Raw genomic sequence first — 17,585 nt, 5'->3', positions numbered from 1 at the left:
CACCCTACCTGTGGCGAGGGGGCTTGCCCCCGCTGGGTCGCGAAGCGGCCCTAAAACCGGCTATCGCGGTTTTCCAGGTAGAACGCATCCGCCGGTTTTACGACTGCTGCGCAGCCGAGCGGGGCGGTGCGGCGTTCCGACAAGCCCCCTCGCCACAGTATTTGGCAGCCCTTAAAAGATGTGTAGATATCTATGCCCCCTTGGGGAGAGGGTTGGGGTGAGGGGTGGTTTTCGAACGCAACACTAATGTCACGCCAGCCCACCTCACAATCACAAGCTCGGCAGCAACTTCGCCAGCACCAACTCATTCAGGCAGCGCGAAGCCAGCAACTCGCTCGCGGCATTGATGTCCGGCGCAAAGAAACGGTCCTTCTCGTAAAACGGCACTTTGCTGCGCAGGATGCCGCGGGCTTCTTCAAGTTTGCTCGAAGTCTTCAGACCGTCGCGCAGGTCCAGGCCCTGGCAAGCGGCGAGCCATTCCACAGCGAGAACGCCACGGGTGTTTTCGGCCATTTCCCAGAGACGCTTGCCGGCGGCAGGCGCCATGGAAACGTGGTCTTCCTGGTTGGCGGAGGTCGGCAGGCTGTCCACCGAATGCGGATGCGACAGTGCCTTGTTTTCGCTGGCCAGGGCTGCAGCAGTCACCTGGGCGATCATGAAGCCGGAGTTGACCCCGCCATTGGCCACCAGGAACGGCGGCAATTGCGACATGTGCTTGTCCATCATCAGCGAGATGCGGCGTTCGCTCAGCGAGCCGATTTCAGCGATGGCCAATGCCATGTTGTCCGCGGCCATGGCGACGGGTTCGGCGTGGAAGTTACCGCCGGAGATCACGTCGCCTTCAGCAGCGAACACCAGCGGGTTATCCGACACGGCGTTGGCTTCGATGCTCAGCACTTCAGCCGCCTGACGGAACTGGGTCAGGCAGGCGCCCATGACTTGCGGCTGGCAGCGCAGGGAGTATGGGTCCTGGACCTTCTCGCAGTTCTGGTGAGAGTCGGAGACTTCGCTGCGCTCACCCAGCAGATCACGATAAGCCGCAGCGGCGTCGATCTGCCCGCGTTGACCGCGAGCATCGTGAATCCGCGCGTCGAACGGCGAGCGCGAGCCCAGTACCGCTTCAACGGTCAAGCCGCCACAGGTCACTGCCGCGGCGAACAGGTCTTCGCCTTCGAACAGGCCACGCAGAGCGTAGGCGGTGGAGACCTGGGTCCCGTTCAGCAAGGCCAGACCTTCTTTGGCCGCCAATGTCAGCGGTTGCAGACCGGCTTGTTTCAGGGCGCTCACCGCGTCCAGCCATTCACCTTTGTAGCGTGCCTTGCCTTCGCCCAGCAGCACCAGCGACATGTGGGCCAGTGGCGCCAGGTCGCCGGAAGCACCGACCGAACCTTTAAGCGGAATATGCGGGTAGACCTCGGCATTGATCAGTGCGATCAGCGCATCGATCACCTGACGGCGGATCCCGGAGAAACCACGGCTCAGGCTGTTGACCTTGAGCACCATGACCAGGCGCACCAGCGCGTCGCTGATCGGCTCGCCGACACCGGCGGCGTGAGACAGCACCAGGGAACGCTGGAGGTTTTCCAGGTCTTCGCTGGCGATGCGGGTCGAGGCCAGCAGGCCGAAGCCGGTGTTGATGCCATAGGCAGTGCGGTTTTCAGCGAGGATCTGTTCCACACAGGCCACACTGGCTTCGATCTGCGCCGAGGCGCTGTCGTCGAGGCTGATTGTTACCGGCTGCTGGTAGACGGTCCGCAGCTGGGCAAGGGTCAGTTGGCCGGGAATCAAGTTTAGCGCAGTCACTTTTATGCTCCTTTTGAGAGTTTTATTAACTAGCCAGTCGCTCCGGATGATTCCGTTGTCCGTCGCTGCCCGCTTTGTGAGGGGGGTGGCGCCTTGGCACGCTGGCTTTTGTGGAAACAGGTTTCAGTGCAAATTCGGTAATGCTTTGTGCAGCAAGTGCGGGTCTTTGAGTACCGACGCGGCGCTGGCGATATCCGGCGCCAGCCAGCGGTCCTGGTCATAGGCCGCAACGCGCTCGCGCAGCAGTCGCCAGGCGATGTCGGTGCCGGCACCGAAGCGCTGTGCTTTCAGGAACTCGAAGGCCTGGGCCGCCAGCAGGTATTCAATGGCGAGGATCTGCGTGCAGTTTTCCAGCGCCTGATGCAGCTTCAGCGCGGCGTTGGTGCCCATGCTCAAGTGGTCTTCCTGCAGGCCCGAGGTGACGTAGTTATCGAGCACCGCCGGTTGCGCCAACTGGCGGTTTTGCGCGCAGAGCGAGGCGGCGACGTACTGGACGATCATCATCCCGGAGTTGACCCCGGGGTTGCTCACCAGAAACGCCGGCAAGCCGCTGACATGCGGGTTGATCAAACGGTCCAGGCGACGCTCGGCAATCGAACCGATTTCCGCCATGGCGATGGCCAGCAGATCCGCCGCCAAGGCCACCGATTGCCCGTGAGGGTTAGCCTGGGACATCACCCGGAAGTTCTCCGGCGTACCCAACAGCAACGGGTTATCGGTCACCGCGTTGAGTTCGATTTCGATCTGCCGCGTGGCGTGTTCGAGCTGATCTCGGGCCGCACCGTGCACTTGTGGAATCGAACGAATACTCAAGGCATCCTGAGTACGGATGCCTTTGCTGCTGGCGATCACTTCGCTGCCATCGAGCAGGCCGCGCAGGTTGATACCCACTTGCTGCATGCCCGGATGGGGTTTGAGGGCGATGATTTGCGCGTCGAAGGCGTCGATCTGACCACGCAGGGCTTCGAAACTCATGGCGCTGATCACGTCGGCCCACTGAATCAAGCGGCTAGCGTCGGCCAGGGCCAGGCAGCTCAGGCCGCTCATGCACGGCGTGCCATTGACCAGGCACAGACCGTCTTTCGCGCCGAGTTGCACCGGCTTCAGGCCTTCTTCAGCCAAGGCTTGCTCAGCGCTGACGATCTGCCCGCGATAACTGACCTGGCCGACACCGAGCAGGCTGATGCCGATATGCGCCATGTGGGTCAGGTAACCGACCGAACCCTGGGACGGCACTTGCGGGGTGATGCCATGGTTGAGCAAGGCCAGCAGCGCCTCGACCACCTGCCGATGCAGGCCGGATTTGCCCTGACTGAAGTTGATGATCGCCGCGCACATGATCGCCCGCGTCTGTTCGTCGGTCAGTGGAGCGCCGACGCCACAAGCGTGGCTGAGCAAGGTATTGCGCGACAACTGGCTCAATTGTTCGCCTTGCAGCGAGACATTGCACAACGCGCCCAGGCCGGTGTTGACGCCATAAGCGCGTTCACCGCTGACGACGATGCGCTGGACGATGGCCTGGGCATTGTCGATCCGCGCCCAGGTCTGAGGCGACAGTTCAAGCACAGCACCCTGCCGGGCGACTGCGACCACATCCTGCCAACGCAAGGGTGCATCGGCGATAACGATTTTTTCAGCTTGGGACATCTGAAGCCTCACACAAATTTTGTTGACGAGTTACACCTGTGGCGAGGGGGCTTGCCCCCGTTCGACCGCGAAGCGGTCGCAAAACATACCCGCGGGTTTTGCCTGACACACCTCAACTGCAGGTTTTGGGGCTGCTTCGCAGCCCAGCGGGGGCAAGCCCCCTCGCCACAATGGATATGCGTCTTCCAGAAGGACTCATTCTCAAACCACCGCAGCCCGCCGCTGGACGAAACGATCCACATACTCGTCGGCAGGCGAATGGAGGATCTCTTTCGGCGTACCGACCTGGATCAACCGGCCATCCTTGAGAATCGCAATGCGGTTACCAATGCGCACGGCTTCGTCGAGGTCGTGAGTGATGAACACGATGGTCTTGTGCAGGGTCTTTTGCAGCTCGAGCAACTGGTCTTGCATCTCGGCGCGGATCAGCGGATCGAGGGCACTGAAAGCTTCGTCCATCAAGATGATGTCAGTGTCCGCCGCCAGCGCACGGGCCAGGCCGACCCGTTGACGCATACCGCCAGACAGCTGATGCGGGTATTTGTTTTCGTAGCCTTTGAGGCCCACGGTATTGATCCAGTGCAGCGCACGTTCGGCGCACACTTCCTTGGTCTCGCCACGAACCTTCAGGCCGTAGGCGACGTTGTCCAGCACCGTCTTGTGGGGCAACAGGCCGAAGCTCTGGAACACCATGCTGATCTTGTGCCGACGGAATTCGCGCAGGGCTTCCATGTCGTATTGCAGGATGTCCACGCCGTCCACCAGGATCGCCCCGCTGGTCGGGTCGATCAGGCGGTTGAAGTGGCGAACCAGGGTCGATTTGCCAGAACCGGACAGGCCCATGATCACGAAGATCTCGCCAGTGCCGATGGACAGCGACAGGTCATTCACGCCGACCACGCAGCCGGTTTCGGCCAGTACCTGATCCTTGCTCTTGTTCTGGCGAATCATCTCCAGGGCATCCTTGGATCGGGCGCCGAAAATCTTGAAGACGTTTTTGACTTCGATCTTGCTGATGGCTGCGTTACTCATTTGTTCACCTCATGCCGTGGCCGACCGTAGGCCTGAGTAATGCGGTCGATGACCACTGCGAGAATCACGATCGCCAGACCGGCTTCCAGGCCGCGACCGACGTTGAGGGTCTGGATACCGACCAGGACATCTTCGCCCAGGCCACGGGCACCGATCATCGAGGCAATCACCACCATCGACAGGGCCATCATGGTGGTCTGGTTGATCCCGGCCATGATGCTCGGCAGGGCCAGCGGCAGTTGCACGCCAAACAGTTGCTGCATGCGGTTGGCGCCGAACGCGTTGATCGCTTCCATGACTTCGTTGTCAACCTGACGAATACCCAGATCCGTCAAACGAATCAGCGGCGGCGCGGCGTAGATCACCGTGGCGAAAATCGCCGGAACCTTGCCCAGGCCAAACAGCATCAGCACCGGAATCAGGTACACGAAGCTCGGCATGGTCTGCATGATGTCCAGCAGCGGCATCAGGAACGAACGCAGGCGATTGCTGCGCGCCGAAAGAATGCCCAACGGAATGCCGATCAATACCGAGATCACCGTCGCCACCATCATCAGCGCCAACGTCTGCATAAGCTTGTCCCAGAGCCCAACCGCGCCCACCAGGAACAACAAACCGACGATCACTGTGGTGGTCAGCACTTTACGGGTGGCGTGCCAGGCGATGCCGGCGACAATCGCCAGCATCAACCACCAGGGCGCCGCGCGCAGCAAGCCTTCGAGGTTGACGATGGCCCACAGCAGGGTGTCAGAGATCTGCCGGAACACATCACCGTAGTTGGTGACCAGCGAATCGACCCAACTGTTGACCCAGTCGGCGATAGAGAATGTGAAATTTTCGGGAAACATAAGGGTGCTCTCGATCAAGTGGTTGAGGTGAAGCTCCCGGCTGACCTCAGGGCCAACCGGAAAATCTCAACCTACAAAGCCGCGTCGATTTTCCTGGCTGCGTCGTCGCTCACCCACGCATGCCAGACTTCAGGATGTTCCTTGAGGAAGATCTTCGCCAGCTTCGGCGATTCGATACGTTCCTTGGCCATGCGCCCCAGGTTCTGGTTGAGCAGGTCGATAGGCAGGTTGACCTTCTCAAGCACTGCGACAAGTTCCGGTGCTTGTTCGTGGAACGTCTTGGACAGGCCGACCTTGATGGTCACGCGCTTGTCCACGCCTGGTTTCTCTTCCAGTTTCACCAGATCCACCTGGCCCATTAACGGGGTTGGCGACCAGTAATAAAACAGGATCGGCTCACCGCGCTTGTAGCTGGAAAGAACGGCCGCATCCAGCGCCGGGCCGGTGCCTGGGCGGAAGTTGGTGTAGCTGCTTTCCAGGCCGTAGCTCTTGAGCATTTCGCTGTTGTCCAGTTCACAGGTCCAACCGGCCGGGCAGTTGTAGAAACGGCCCTTGGCGGGCTCTTCCTGATCCTTGAACACCGCAGAATATTTGCCCAGATCAGCGATGCTTTTCAGGTCCGGAGCCTTGGCTTCCAGTTTACGCTTGGCATCACCTTCAATCACATAACGTGGCACATACCAGCCTTCGATCGCACCGACGACTGGCGCGCCGACACCGACGACTTTGCCGGCCTTCTCGGCCTTGTTCCAGACTTCGCTGCGGCCTACCCACTCCTCGGCGAAAACCTGGATATCGTTACTGCTCAGGGCGTTTTCCATGGTGATGGAATTGCCGGGCAAGGTGTCGACCTTGCAGTCGTAACCCTTCTCCAGCACCAACTGCAGCACGTCAGTGAGCAGCATGCCGCTTTCCCAGTTCAGTCCGGCGAACTTCACCGGTTTTCCGGATTCGCACCAGCCGGCGGCCTGAGTGGCGCCAGCAGTGGCCAACAGGCCCATGGAAAGTAACGTGGTCAGCAGGGTCTTATGCATTTTCATTGTGTGACGCTCCTAAACATGAAATGGATTACGGCAGTCAAGAAGGCATCCAGCCCTGTCCACGTCCAATCAGGCCTGCGCCGCAGCGCGACCGGCCCCGCTTGTTTCAGGTTGTACAACGCTGTCCTGCTCGACCGGCAGAATCAGTTGATCGGGTACGGCGCCATGCCATTTTTTCGCGCACACGTAATACAGGGCTGCGGGGAGCACCAGACCGATGATCCAGGAAATATCCACACCACCCAGGGCTTCCACCAGCGGACCGGTATAGAACTTGGTGGAGATGAACGGCAGTTGCACCAGCACACCGAAGACATAGACGCTGATACCGAGGGGGTTCCAACGGCCGTAGCGACCGTTCGGATCGGCCAACGCCGGCACGTCATAGCGCTCGCGGGTGATGCAGTAGTAGTCCACCAGGTTGATCGCGCTCCATGGCGTAAAGAACGCCAGCAAGAACAGGATGAAGGACTTGAACGCACCGAGGAACGAATGCTGACCGAGCAACGCGATCAGGGTCGCAGTACCGACGATGACCAGCACGAAGACCAGACGCTGCAAGCGCGTGACCTGCAGGTGACCACGGAAACCGCTGATGATGGTCGCAATGCACATGAAGCTGCCGTAGGAATTCAGCGTGGAGATGGTGACCTTGCCGAACGCGATGCTGAAGTACAGCAGCGCAGCGGTGGCACCGGTACCACCCAAACCAACGATGTAGGCCACTTCGTGGCCGGCGAATTGCCCGTTGGCCGATGCGGCGGCAAACACGCCGAGGATCATCGCCACCTGTGCGCCAATGACCGAACCCGCGCCAGCGGCGAAAAAGGTTTTCACCGAGGAAATCTTGCTCGGCAGATAGCGCGAATAGTCAGCCACGTAGGGACCAAAGGCGATCTGCCAGGATGCCGCGAGCGACACCGAGAGCAGGAAGCTGCTCCAGCTGAAGTGGCGGATTTGCAGGAGTGCGCCAATGTCAGTCTGGCTCATCAGGCGACTGAACAGGTAGACAAAGGCAATCACACCAATGACGCTGGCGACACGGCCAATGAAATGGATCACCCGATAACCGAGCACCGTGACCAGCACGATGACACTGGCGAAGATGAGGATACCGACGCTGTCGCTGACGCCAAACAACTGGCCCAGCGCCTGGCCGGAAAGCACGGTTCCCGTTGCGGTGAAGCCGAGGTACATCAAACAGACCAGCACGATCGGGATGGCCGCGCCATAAACACCGAACTGTACCCGGCTGGAGATCATCTGCGGCAGGCCAAGCTTGGGCCCTTGCGCCGCATGCAACGCCATCACGCCACCGCCGATCAGTTGGCCGATCAGCAAACCGATCAACGACCAGAACACATCCCCGCCGAGTACCACCGCCAAGGCACCGGTGACAATCGCGGTGATTTGCAGGTTGGCACCCAGCCACAGGGTGAACTGGCTGAACAGACGACCGTGTCTTTCCGCTTCCGGGATGTAGTCGATCGAACGCTTTTCGATCAACGGCTTGCTGCTTGCACGATCGCCATTAACAGCCATGATTCAACCTCTGTGGATTGTTCTTCGGTGTTGGTTTATTCCCGTAGGAGCTGCCGCAGGCTGCGATCTTTTAGCGTCATCAAGGACGCCGAAAATCAAAAGATCGCAGCCTGCGGCAGCTCCTACAGGTTTTGCGTTGGGCCGTCCGTCAAGGGCGGCCGATTTCTCAGCCAGTAATCATCGGCAGGTTCAAACCCTGCTCCTTGGCGCAGTCGATCGCAATCTGGTAACCGGCATCGGCATGACGCATGACACCGGTGGCCGGGTCGTTGTGCAGTACACGAGCAATACGCTCGGCCGCTTCGTCAGTACCGTCGCAGACAATCACCATGCCCGAGTGCTGGGAGAAGCCCATGCCGACGCCGCCGCCGTGGTGCAGGGAAACCCAGGTCGCGCCACTGGCGGTGTTAAGCAGAGCGTTGAGCAGTGGCCAGTCGGACACGGCATCGGAACCGTCCTGCATGGACTCGGTTTCGCGGTTCGGGCTGGCCACGGAACCGGAGTCCAGGTGGTCGCGACCGATCACGATCGGCGCCGACAACTCACCGCTACGGACCATTTCGTTGAACGCCAGACCGAGCTTGGCGCGCAGACCCAGGCCAACCCAGCAGATACGTGCCGGCAGACCCTGGAAGCTGATGCGCTCGCGCGCCATGTCCAGCCAGTTGTGCAGGTGCGCGTCGTCCGGGATCAGTTCTTTTACTTTTGCGTCAGTCTTGTAGATGTCTTGCGGATCGCCCGACAGTGCAGCCCAGCGGAATGGACCGATGCCGCGGCAGAACAGCGGACGGATGTAAGCCGGTACGAAACCCGGGAAGTCGAATGCGTTTTCCACGCCTTCTTCTTGCGCCATCTGACGGATGTTGTTGCCGTAGTCGAAGGTTGGAATGCCCATTTTCTGGAAGTCGAGCATGGCCTTGACGTGCACGGCCATCGATTGCTTGGCGGCTTTCACCACGGCGGCTGGTTCGGTCTTGGCGCGGGCGCGGTATTGCTCCCAGGTCCAGCCAGCCGGCAGGTAACCGTTGAGTGGGTCGTGGGCGCTGGTCTGGTCGGTGACCATGTCCGGGCGCACGCCGCGCTTGACCAGTTCCGGCAAAATTTCAGCCGCGTTGCCTAGCAAGGCGATAGAAATCGCTTTGCCTTCCTTGGTGTATTTGGCGATACGCGCCAGAGCGTCGTCGAGGTCGGTGGCTTGCTCATCGACATAACGGCTGTTCAAGCGGAAATCGATACTGACCTGTTGGCATTCGATGTTCAGCGAGCAAGCGCCGGCCAGAGTTGCGGCCAATGGCTGAGCGCCGCCCATGCCGCCGAGGCCTGCGGTCAGGACCCAACGACCTTTCAGGTCATCGTTATAGTGCTGACGACCGGCTTCGACGAAGGTTTCGTAGGTGCCTTGGACGATGCCCTGGCTGCCGATATAGATCCAGCTGCCGGCGGTCATCTGGCCGTACATGGCCAGGCCCTTGGCATCCAGTTCGTTGAAGTGCTCCCAGCTCGCCCAGTGTGGCACCAGGTTGGAGTTGGCGATCAGCACGCGCGGTGCGTTGCTGTGGGTCTTGAACACGCCGACCGGCTTGCCGGATTGCACCAGCAGGGTCTCGTCGTCATTCAGGTTGGTCAGGCTTTCGACAATCTTGTCGTAGCATTCCCAGTTACGCGCGGCACGCCCGATACCACCGTAAACCACCAGCTCTTTAGGGTTCTCGGCAACTTCCGGGTCGAGGTTGTTCATCAACATCCGCAACGGCGCTTCAGTCAGCCAGCTCTTGGCGGTCAGCTTGTTGCCGCGAGCAGCGCGGATTTCAACGTCACGGTATTTCGTCGGTTTATTCTCAGTCACGAAAAAAACTCCTCAGCAATCAATCCAAACCAACCCAGGCAGTGGGCGAGCAAGCCAACATGCAAACAGTGCACACCGGCGAATCAGTGGACGATGGTCGAGTCTTCGTGACTCATACGCATACGTCTTTACTTGTACATACAAGCATATGCAATCAAACGGCCAACTTGCGGGCGAGGCGTTCAAAAAAGATTTGAAATGAGCTGGAAGCCGCCTGGATCAAGGGCTTTGAGACGGAAGGAAATTTTTTGCGAGTTTTTTTGAAGGGGAAGCAGTTGTTACCGAAACGTGGTTTTGCGCCTCGCTGGGGCGTTCGGTAACAATTTGAGAGATGTTGGTGCGCGATGGGGAACGGTTAAAGGGGGTTGGTTTGCGCACGGGAGAATTGGATGGCAAAAAAAGATCGCAGCCTGCGGCAGCTCCTACGGGATCGGCGTACACCTCTCATAGTCGAGGGGAACGCGATCTGTGTAGGAGCTGCCGCAGGCTGCGATCTTTTGGCAATGCCTGATCAGACCACTGTCAGCTCAATCACACAGCACTGGCCAGCGACGGCAACTTCCAGCAACCCACTGTTACCCTCGAGCTGCAGGCAGTCATGCAGCCCCAGTACTTCGGGTGCACCGTCGCCCAATTCAACCTGCACCTGCAGCGCCACACTGAAAACCAGCAGCGTACTCGCCGAACTGAAAAACCGCTGCTCGCCCTCAAGCCACTGCAACCGCGCGCTATAGCGGTCCGGCGCATAGATCAGGTTGAAATCACGAATCGCACCGCCAAGCAGCGTGCAGGAAACCTGGCTCTCGCCGCTGAATGCAAACGGGTCCAGCGGTAACAGGGGCCGTGTGTCCTGGCCATCGATCGTCAAGGTCATGCCTGCGCCTTGCAGCACGGTGATGACCCGCTGGTAGCCGGCGAAGGTGGAAAACCCGCCCGACTCGCCGATATCGGCAATCGACAGCCGCCAGCCAAATCCATCCAGGCCGGTACCGGCATCGCGGGTGATTTCTTCGGTGCTGCCGCCACCGTTTTTCCACGGCATGCGCGGATAGTTGGCCGCGCGCAAAACGTTGAACTGAGTCATGTAATGTCTCTTTATTTGTGTCTCTTTATTTGTGGCTCTTTATTTATGGCTCTTTATTTATGGCTCTTTATTTGTGAAACCGCCCTTCCAGACGATGACGGGAACCGGGGTGAATCAAGCGTGCGGCGGTTACCGGCTGACGCCCGGACCAGGTCCGGCGACGAATCAGCAGGCACGGCTCACCGCGCTCGATCTGCAGCAACTTGCATTCTTCCGGCTCGGCCAGAATCGCCTCAACCACATGCTCGCCTTCAGTCAGCGGTGCAACCTGGGACAGATAGGCGTAGGGCGTCTGCAAGGTGAAGTCTTGTTTGAGGTAGTCCGGTGCTACCAACGCGTTGACGAAACGGTCTTCGATTTGCACCGGGATATCGTTCTCGAAATGCACGATCAACGAATGGAAAACCTTTTGCCCTTCGCGCATGTCCAGCGCGACAGCGCGCTCGGAACCGGCGGACTCTTCGCCGAGGGTGATCACCTTGCAGGTGTGGCGATGGCCACGGGAAGCGATCTCGTCGGCAATGTTGTGCACTTCGAACAGGGCAGACTGGCTCTTCGGTTCGGCGACGAACGTACCGACCCCCTGCATGCGCACCAGCAGACCGTCGGCAGTCATTTCGCGCAAGGCCCGATTGATGGTCATGCGACTGAAACCCAACTGGTTGACCAGTTCGCTTTCCGACGGCACGCGATAGTGCGGCGGCCAGTTTCCACTCTCGATTTGCTGAGTGATCATCTGTTTGACGCGGGCGTACAAGGGCGCCGGACTGTCACCCATTTGGGCAGCCAGCGGGGAGATGGCAGGGGGAGTCGGCACAGGAAATCCTTGTGAGTGAGTAAAGGTTGCTAGCTTGCCGGAGTTTACCGAGCAGGCAAACGTCTGTATATGTATATACAAATAACACACGATGGGGTGCTGAACCATGTCCGCCTTCTTTGCCGAACGCGCGCTACTGCCTAGTGGATGGGCCAACAATGTACGTCTTGAGGTCAGCGCCGATGGCTGGCTGACCCACATCCAGGCCGATGCCAGCGCCGATGGCGCCGAACGGTTGAATGGTCCGCTGCTGCCGGGCATGCCAAATTTGCATTCCCATGCATTCCAGCGGGCGATGGCCGGGCTCGCGGAAGTGGCCGGCAATCCGAATGACAGTTTCTGGACCTGGCGCGACTTGATGTATCGCCTCGTCGGAAAAATCAGTCCGGAACACCTCGGGATCATCGCCCGCCAGCTTTACATCGAAATGCTCAAGGCAGGCTATACCTCGGTCGCCGAATTCCATTACGTGCATCACGACACGAATGGCCAGGCCTATGCCGACCCGGCCGAGCTGTCGTTGCAGATCAGCCAGGCCGCCAGCGCTGCCGGGATCGGCCTGACCCTGCTGCCCGTGCTCTACAGCCACGCAGGCTTCGGTGGGCAAGCCCCGAATGAAGGCCAGCGACGTTTTATCAACAGCACCGAAAATTATCTGAAGTTGCAGGCGCGCTTGCAGCCGCTGCTGGCACAACAACCGGCGCAACAGTTGGGTTTGTGCTTCCACTCGTTGCGCGCGGTAACACCGCAACAGATCAGCGAAGTACTGGCAGCCAGCGATAAACAGTACCCGGTGCATATCCACATTGCCGAGCAGCAAAAGGAAGTCGACGACTGCCTGAGCTGGAGCGGTCGTCGTCCGCTGCAATGGCTGTACGAGAACACCGAGGTCGATCAGCGCTGGTGCCTGGTCCACGCGACCCACGCCAACCCCGAAGAAGTCACGCTGATGGCCAGGAGCAAAGCCATCGCCGGGCTGTGCCTGACCACTGAAGCCAACCTTGGCGACGGGATTTTCCCGGCGGTGGACTTCCTCGCTCAGGGCGGGCGGATGGGCATCGGCTCCGACAGCCATGTGTCACTGAGCGTGGTCGAAGAACTGCGCTGGCTGGAATATGGCCAACGTCTGCGCGATCAACGGCGCAATCGCTTGTATCGCGGCGATCAGCCGATGGTCGGGCGCACCCTGTATGACGCCGCGCTGGACGGTGGGGCCCAGGCTTTGGGCCAGCCGATTGGCGCTCTGGAAGTAGGTAAACGTGCCGACTGGCTGGTACTCGACGGCAACGATCCTTACCTGGCCACAGCAAATGGCGACGCGATTCTCAATCGTTGGCTATTTGCCGGTGGCGATCGCCAGGTGCGGGATGTGCTGGTCAACGGTCAATGGGTGATCCGCGACGGCCATCATACCGGGGAAGAGGACAGCAGCCGGGCGTTTACCCAGGTGTTGCGCGAGCTCTTGGGCTAAAAGCAAAAGATCGCGGCCTGGGGGCAGCTCCTACAAGGGATCCTGTGTACACACACATTCCGTAGGAGCTGCCGCAGGCTGCGATCTTTTCAGTCTCGCCGCTAATTCGAGGTCTTGGCCATCTTGGTATCCGACACTCGCCAGATCAGCCGCGTGGTGTCATACCCTTGCTGACGCGCCTTGCTCAGCAGCTCCTCACGGACTACCCCATTGACCTGTGGCGAACGTGACAGCAGCCACAGGTGCCGACGACTCGGGTCGCCGACAATCGCGGTCTTATAGTCGTCGCTGACGAACAACACCCAGTATTCGCCCTTGGCCACACCGGGCAGCAGGCGGGAAATCCAGTTATCGAATTCGACCCAGAGCTTGTCGGTCTTGCCGGGTATCTGCGGCGTTGCCGTGCCCCTGGCTTCTTCCCACTGCCAATCGGTGGTCAGGCAGCGGTTCAATACCGCAATATCGCCATCGGCCTTGAGGGTGTAATGGGCTTCGGATTGCGCGCAGTTGCGCTGGAAATACATCGGCAGACGGGCCAACTCGTACCAGGTCCCTTGGTAACGCTTGAGATTGACGCTGTTGACGGTCTTGGGCGCCAAAGGGTCATTGCCAGAGGTGGCACAGCCGGCCAATACCAGGCCGGCTAAAAGAACTATTACGAACCGCATCATTATTTTTCTCCCGTGGGCTCAAAGCCCCGGTCTTTTTACTTCAGGCCTTGCCCGGAAAACATCAACACTTTGTCACCGGCGTACTGCACGCTGATAAAGCTGTTCTTGTCGCCCCAGGTGCAACTGGACATACCCAGGGCGCCAGAACAATCGGATGGCTTGCCCAGCAAGGTTTCGACTTCGGTTTTGGGCATCCCGGTCTCAAGCTTCGAGTAGTTTTCCTGGTTTACCTTGCTGCACGCGGCCAGCAGCACGCAGAACGACAACAAGGCAAGAGATCGCAGCGACATGGTGAAACTCCTGGGGGGATGGGGAAGGCATGGCTGCCAACCAGAAGCTTAGAAGAGAAAATGCTCATCTGGTTCCCGAAGACATTGGCTATTTCTTGCACCGCCCATCCGTCAATTCCTCCTGAAATCAAGCTCTTTCCCGGGTTCAAGAGTATTTCGTCGACTTTTACCAAAAGAGCCTCATTTTTGGCGCTGGCCAGTCGACATAGAAAGCAGTGCAAAGCCCTTCACTGTGGCAAATTGACGCCCCCTCGCTGACCAGTCACTAGCGGTAGTTCATTTAATGACCAAAAACATGAAATTCAGCCACAAGATTCTGCTTGCAGCCGCTCTTGTGGTCGCCGTTGCGTTTGCCTGCTTCATCCTGTTCAACGACTATCGGCAGCGCCAGACCTTGCGCAGCAGCACTGAATCCTCAATGCAGGAACTCGGCAGCCTGACCACCAGCAACATCCAGACCTGGCTGGAAAGCCGCATGCAGCTGCTGCAATCGCTGGCACAGCAAATTGCCGTCGACGGCAGTACGCCTGACAGCCTGAAACGCGCCGTCGGCTTACCGGCCTATACCAGTAATTTCCAGCTCAGCTATTTTGGTGGCCAGGACGGCGTGATGTTCTCGGTCCCGGCCGGTAACCGCGCGGCAGACTACGACCCGCGCTCCCGTGGCTGGTACAAAACGGCCAACAGCGCTCGACAGACCATCGTCACCGAGCCATACATCGCCGCGTCTTCGGGCAAACTGGTGATCACCGTCGCCACGCCGGTGCAGCACCAGAACCAATTCATCGGTATAGCGGGTGCAGACATCGATCTGAGCAGCGTCAGCGCGATCATCAACTCGTTGAACTTCGGCGGCCATGGCCACGCCTTTATCGTCGGCGCCGACGGCAAGATCCTGATTCACCCGGACAGCAAACTGGTGCTCAAAAGCCTGGTCGACGCTTATCCCAACGGTGCCCCGAAAGTCCGCCCGGGCTTGCAGGAAGTTGAAGTGGACGGCAAATCGCAGTTCATTGCCTTCACCCACGTCAATGGTGTGCCGTCGGCGGACTGGTATGTGGCGCTGGTGCTCGACCAGGACAGCGCATTCTCGATGCTCAGCGAATTCCGCACTTCGGCAATCATTGCCATGCTCATCGCCGTAGCAATCATCATCGCGTTGCTGGGCCTGCTGATCCGCGTGCTGATGCAGCCACTGCTGACCATGGGCCGAGCGATGCACGATATCGCCGAAGGTGAAGGCGACCTGACCAGGCGCCTGACCATTCATGGCCACGACGAGTTCGGTGCGCTGGGTCTGTCCTTCAACCGTTTCGTCGAGCGGATTCACACCTCGATTCGTGAAGTGGCGTCGGCCACCGGCCAAGTCAACGAAGTGGCCTTGCGGGTGGTCAGCGCTTCCAACTCGTCGATGTTCAATTCCGATCAGCAGGCCTCGCGTACCAGCAGCGTCGCCGCGGCGATCAATCAACTGGGCGCCGCCGCCCAGGAAATCGCCCAGAACGCCGCCCTCGCCTCGCAGCACTCCAGCGACGCCCGCAGCCTGGCCGAAGATGGTCAACAGGTGGTGGATAAAACCATCGCCGCCATGCAGCAGCTGTCGGCCAAGATCAGTGATTCGTGCGGCAATATCGAGACACTGAACAGCAACACGGTGAACATCGGGCAGATCCTCGAAGTGATCACCAGCATCTCGCAACAGACCAACCTACTGGCGCTCAACGCCGCCATCGAAGCCGCCCGCGCCGGTGAAGCCGGACGCGGCTTTGCGGTGGTCGCCGATGAAGTGCGCAACCTTGCCCACCGCACCCAGGATTCGGCGCAGCAAGTGCAGAAGATGATCGAAGAGCTGCAAGTCGGCGCCCGCGAGGCAGTCCTCACCATGACCGACAGCCAGCGCCAGAGCGAAAGCAGCGTCGGCATCGCCAACCAGGCCGGTGAGCGCCTGAACAGCGTGACCCAGCGCATTGGTGAAATCGACGGCATGAACCAGTCGGTGGCTACCGCCACCGAGGAACAGACTGCAGTAGTCGAGTCAATCAACGTCGACATCACCGAGATCAACACCCTCAACCAGGAAGGCGTGGAAAACCTGCAATCGACCTTGCGGGCGTGCGCGGATCTCGAGCAGCAGGCGGCGCGGTTGAAGCAGTTGGTGGGGAGTTTCAGGATTTAAACTACAAATCGTACTTAAGTGCGCTTGTCTGGCAGAACTGACGCAGGACTGAATTAAGACTAAACTCAGTCCTGCTCATCCAGACGAGATCACACCATGAAGCTTTCATCCCAGATCAAACCCATCAGCTACTTGAAAAGCCATACAGCTGAAATCGTCAAGACCATCACCGAGAGTCGGGAGCCTTTGGTCATAACCCAAAACGGCGAAGCAAAGCTGGTGGTGATGGATGTAAAAAGTTTCGAAGAGCAGGAAGATACGATGGCGCTGCTAAAGCTACTCGCGATGGGCAATCGCGAGATCGACGAGGGCAAATTCAGAGATGCGGAGGATGTTTTTGCAGAACTGGATAAGGCCGATCATCAATGAGCTTTAAAGTCGTCATTCTTCAGTCCGCAGAAACAGACCTCAAAGAACTGCGTAGCTATATCACAAAACAATTCTCTGCCCAGACATGGCAAAGCACCTACGCCAATCTAAAGACAGCTATCCGACATTTGGGGCCACTGCCTTATGCAGGATCAATCCCCGAAGAGATCGAGAAGCTAAATCTCAGCCAGTACCGACAGATTTTGTCAGGGATGAACCGGATCATTTATGAGGTGCGGGACCAGACCGTCTTCATCCACATCATTGCCGACACCCGAAAAAACCTGCCAACACTGCTGATGAAACGGCTGCTGCAAGTGAATCCGTGAGTTTACGTAGTGCCTAGAACCCCGACCCCGGCTCTTTCAGAAACGCCAACTCTTCAGGCGTGGAAACCCGTCCGAGCGCTTCGTTGCGATGGGGAAAGCGGCCAAACCGGGCGATGACTTTCTGATGCTTTTCGGCATAGTCGAGATGACTGGCAAACACTGGCTGATCAGCCAACGGCTGTTCCGCCTGCAAGGCAGCAAATCGCGACACGCCTTCGTTTTGCACCGCGAGGTTCTCGCAATGTTCGAACACCAGGTAGATGAACGCTCGGCGCATGGCCGGCAACTGCCGATCGAAATCCGCAACAATCCCTTGAGCCACCAACGCTTGAGCACGCAGGTCACCCGAAAAGGCTTTGGGAGTATCGCGGTAGATCATTCGCGGCAATTGATCGAGCAACAGCACCAAGGCCAGCCAGCCTTGCGGGCATTGCGCCCACTCAGCCAATTCGCCGGCCAGTGCCTGCTCGACCCAGGCCCCGAAACGCTCACGCGCTTCGCGGTCCTGGCTGTCGCGCTTGCCGAACCACAGCCTGCCCTTGTCAGCCATTACCTCGGTGGGAGTCTCGGTCGAACCGAACCACCAATCGAGCAACGGCTGCCAGGGCGCGGACATGGGT

The 17,585-nt window shown here is 59.1% G+C and carries 16 protein-coding genes; 4 read left to right on the top strand and 12 right to left on the bottom strand.

Annotated features, from left to right (window positions below):
* Positions 1-270: 270 nt before the first annotated feature.
* The 9 genes from hutH (F8N21_RS22400) to hutC all read right to left on the bottom strand — a co-directional run bounded on the left by hutH (F8N21_RS22400) (position 271) and on the right by hutC (position 11,620).
* Positions 271-1,803, bottom strand: coding sequence for a histidine ammonia-lyase (gene hutH, locus F8N21_RS22400; protein WP_150644192.1), 1,533 nt, complete (start codon positions 1,801-1,803; stop codon positions 271-273).
* A gap of 123 nt (positions 1,804-1,926) precedes the next feature.
* The gene (gene hutH, locus F8N21_RS22395; protein WP_150644191.1) at positions 1,927-3,450 is read right to left on the bottom strand and encodes a histidine ammonia-lyase; all 1,524 of its coding nucleotides are present in this window, start codon (positions 3,448-3,450) and stop codon (positions 1,927-1,929) included.
* Between the two features lie 201 nt (positions 3,451-3,651).
* Positions 3,652-4,482: a quaternary amine ABC transporter ATP-binding protein gene (locus F8N21_RS22385; protein WP_150644190.1), complete on the bottom strand. Its 831-nt coding sequence runs from the start codon at positions 4,480-4,482 to the stop codon at positions 3,652-3,654.
* A complete protein-coding gene (locus F8N21_RS22380; protein WP_150644189.1) occupies positions 4,479-5,330 on the bottom strand; it encodes an ABC transporter permease in 852 nt (283 codons plus the stop codon). The genes F8N21_RS22385 and F8N21_RS22380 overlap by 4 nt, the downstream gene beginning before the upstream one ends.
* A 71-nt stretch (positions 5,331-5,401) precedes the next feature.
* Entirely contained in the window at positions 5,402-6,370 is a 969-nt protein-coding gene (locus F8N21_RS22375; RefSeq protein WP_150644188.1) for an ABC transporter substrate-binding protein, read from the bottom strand.
* 69 nt (positions 6,371-6,439) lie between these two features.
* Complete coding sequence (locus F8N21_RS22370; protein WP_150644187.1) at positions 6,440-7,912, bottom strand: purine-cytosine permease family protein; 1,473 nt, start codon at positions 7,910-7,912, stop codon at positions 6,440-6,442.
* 166 nt (positions 7,913-8,078) lie between these two features.
* On the bottom strand, positions 8,079-9,758 hold the full coding sequence (gene hutU / locus F8N21_RS22365; protein WP_150644186.1) for a urocanate hydratase: 1,680 nt from the start codon (positions 9,756-9,758) through the stop codon (positions 8,079-8,081).
* A gap of 511 nt (positions 9,759-10,269) precedes the next feature.
* On the bottom strand, positions 10,270-10,842 hold the full coding sequence (locus F8N21_RS22360; protein WP_150644185.1) for a HutD family protein: 573 nt from the start codon (positions 10,840-10,842) through the stop codon (positions 10,270-10,272).
* Positions 10,843-10,909: 67 nt separating this feature from the next.
* Positions 10,910-11,620, bottom strand: a complete 711-nt coding sequence (gene hutC / locus F8N21_RS22355) for a histidine utilization repressor (RefSeq protein ID WP_191624378.1) — start codon at positions 11,618-11,620, stop codon at positions 10,910-10,912.
* 145 nt (positions 11,621-11,765) lie between these two features.
* Between hutC and F8N21_RS22350 the strand changes: the two genes are divergently transcribed.
* Entirely contained in the window at positions 11,766-13,130 is a 1,365-nt protein-coding gene (locus F8N21_RS22350) for a formimidoylglutamate deiminase (protein WP_150644183.1), read from the top strand.
* Positions 13,131-13,231: 101 nt separating this feature from the next.
* On the opposite strand, the gene F8N21_RS22345 is transcribed toward F8N21_RS22350, so the two are convergent.
* Both F8N21_RS22345 and F8N21_RS22340 read right to left on the bottom strand, forming a co-directional pair.
* Positions 13,232-13,801: a lipocalin family protein gene (locus tag F8N21_RS22345; protein ID WP_150644182.1), complete on the bottom strand. Its 570-nt coding sequence runs from the start codon at positions 13,799-13,801 to the stop codon at positions 13,232-13,234.
* 35 nt (positions 13,802-13,836) lie between these two features.
* Positions 13,837-14,091: an outer membrane protein assembly factor BamE gene (locus F8N21_RS22340; protein WP_150644181.1), complete on the bottom strand. Its 255-nt coding sequence runs from the start codon at positions 14,089-14,091 to the stop codon at positions 13,837-13,839.
* 283 nt (positions 14,092-14,374) lie between these two features.
* Here F8N21_RS22340 and F8N21_RS22335 point away from each other — a divergent pair, with 283 nt between their 5' ends.
* The 3 genes from F8N21_RS22335 to F8N21_RS22325 all read left to right on the top strand — a co-directional run bounded on the left by F8N21_RS22335 (position 14,375) and on the right by F8N21_RS22325 (position 16,965).
* Positions 14,375-16,267 (top strand): methyl-accepting chemotaxis protein, encoded by a 1,893-nt coding sequence (locus F8N21_RS22335; protein ID WP_224788270.1) that lies wholly within the window; start codon positions 14,375-14,377, stop codon positions 16,265-16,267.
* A gap of 96 nt (positions 16,268-16,363) precedes the next feature.
* Positions 16,364-16,636: a type II toxin-antitoxin system Phd/YefM family antitoxin gene (locus tag F8N21_RS22330; RefSeq protein ID WP_150644179.1), complete on the top strand. Its 273-nt coding sequence runs from the start codon at positions 16,364-16,366 to the stop codon at positions 16,634-16,636.
* The gene (locus tag F8N21_RS22325; protein WP_150644178.1) at positions 16,633-16,965 is read left to right on the top strand and encodes a type II toxin-antitoxin system RelE/ParE family toxin; all 333 of its coding nucleotides are present in this window, start codon (positions 16,633-16,635) and stop codon (positions 16,963-16,965) included. The genes F8N21_RS22330 and F8N21_RS22325 overlap by 4 nt, the downstream gene beginning before the upstream one ends.
* A gap of 13 nt (positions 16,966-16,978) precedes the next feature.
* Here the strand turns inward: F8N21_RS22325 and F8N21_RS22320 are convergent, their stop codons facing one another.
* Positions 16,979-17,581, bottom strand: a complete 603-nt coding sequence (locus F8N21_RS22320) for a DUF924 family protein (RefSeq protein ID WP_150644177.1) — start codon at positions 17,579-17,581, stop codon at positions 16,979-16,981.
* Between the last annotated feature and the right edge of the window lie 4 nt (positions 17,582-17,585).

It is taken from the genome of Pseudomonas fluorescens, from assembly GCF_902497895.1.
Lineage (GTDB): Bacteria > Pseudomonadota > Gammaproteobacteria > Pseudomonadales > Pseudomonadaceae > Aquipseudomonas > Aquipseudomonas fluorescens_BP.
This window is presented reverse-complemented; position numbering and strand designations above follow the sequence as displayed.

What these genes read in the sequence shown, in the direction of transcription:
- F8N21_RS22375 (WP_150644188.1), bottom strand. Translation starts at nt 6,370, where the DNA reads ATGAAAATGCATAAGACCCTGCTGACCACGTTACTTTCCATGGGCCTG.
- F8N21_RS22320 (WP_150644177.1), bottom strand. Translation starts at nt 17,581, where the DNA reads ATGTCCGCGCCCTGGCAGCCGTTGCTCGATTGGTGGTTCGGTTCGACC.
- hutH (WP_150644191.1), bottom strand. Translation starts at nt 3,450, where the DNA reads ATGTCCCAAGCTGAAAAAATCGTTATCGCCGATGCACCCTTGCGTTGG.
- F8N21_RS22350 (WP_150644183.1), top strand. Translation starts at nt 11,766, where the DNA reads ATGTCCGCCTTCTTTGCCGAACGCGCGCTACTGCCTAGTGGATGGGCC.
- hutC (WP_191624378.1), bottom strand. Translation starts at nt 11,620, where the DNA reads ATGGGTGACAGTCCGGCGCCCTTGTACGCCCGCGTCAAACAGATGATC.
- F8N21_RS22325 (WP_150644178.1), top strand. Translation starts at nt 16,633, where the DNA reads ATGAGCTTTAAAGTCGTCATTCTTCAGTCCGCAGAAACAGACCTCAAA.
- F8N21_RS22340 (WP_150644181.1), bottom strand. Translation starts at nt 14,091, where the DNA reads ATGTCGCTGCGATCTCTTGCCTTGTTGTCGTTCTGCGTGCTGCTGGCC.
- F8N21_RS22360 (WP_150644185.1), bottom strand. Translation starts at nt 10,842, where the DNA reads ATGACTCAGTTCAACGTTTTGCGCGCGGCCAACTATCCGCGCATGCCG.
- F8N21_RS22385 (WP_150644190.1), bottom strand. Translation starts at nt 4,482, where the DNA reads ATGAGTAACGCAGCCATCAGCAAGATCGAAGTCAAAAACGTCTTCAAG.
- F8N21_RS22330 (WP_150644179.1), top strand. Translation starts at nt 16,364, where the DNA reads ATGAAGCTTTCATCCCAGATCAAACCCATCAGCTACTTGAAAAGCCAT.
- F8N21_RS22345 (WP_150644182.1), bottom strand. Translation starts at nt 13,801, where the DNA reads ATGATGCGGTTCGTAATAGTTCTTTTAGCCGGCCTGGTATTGGCCGGC.
- F8N21_RS22380 (WP_150644189.1), bottom strand. Translation starts at nt 5,330, where the DNA reads ATGTTTCCCGAAAATTTCACATTCTCTATCGCCGACTGGGTCAACAGT.
- F8N21_RS22335 (WP_224788270.1), top strand. Translation starts at nt 14,375, where the DNA reads ATGACCAAAAACATGAAATTCAGCCACAAGATTCTGCTTGCAGCCGCT.
- F8N21_RS22370 (WP_150644187.1), bottom strand. Translation starts at nt 7,912, where the DNA reads ATGGCTGTTAATGGCGATCGTGCAAGCAGCAAGCCGTTGATCGAAAAG.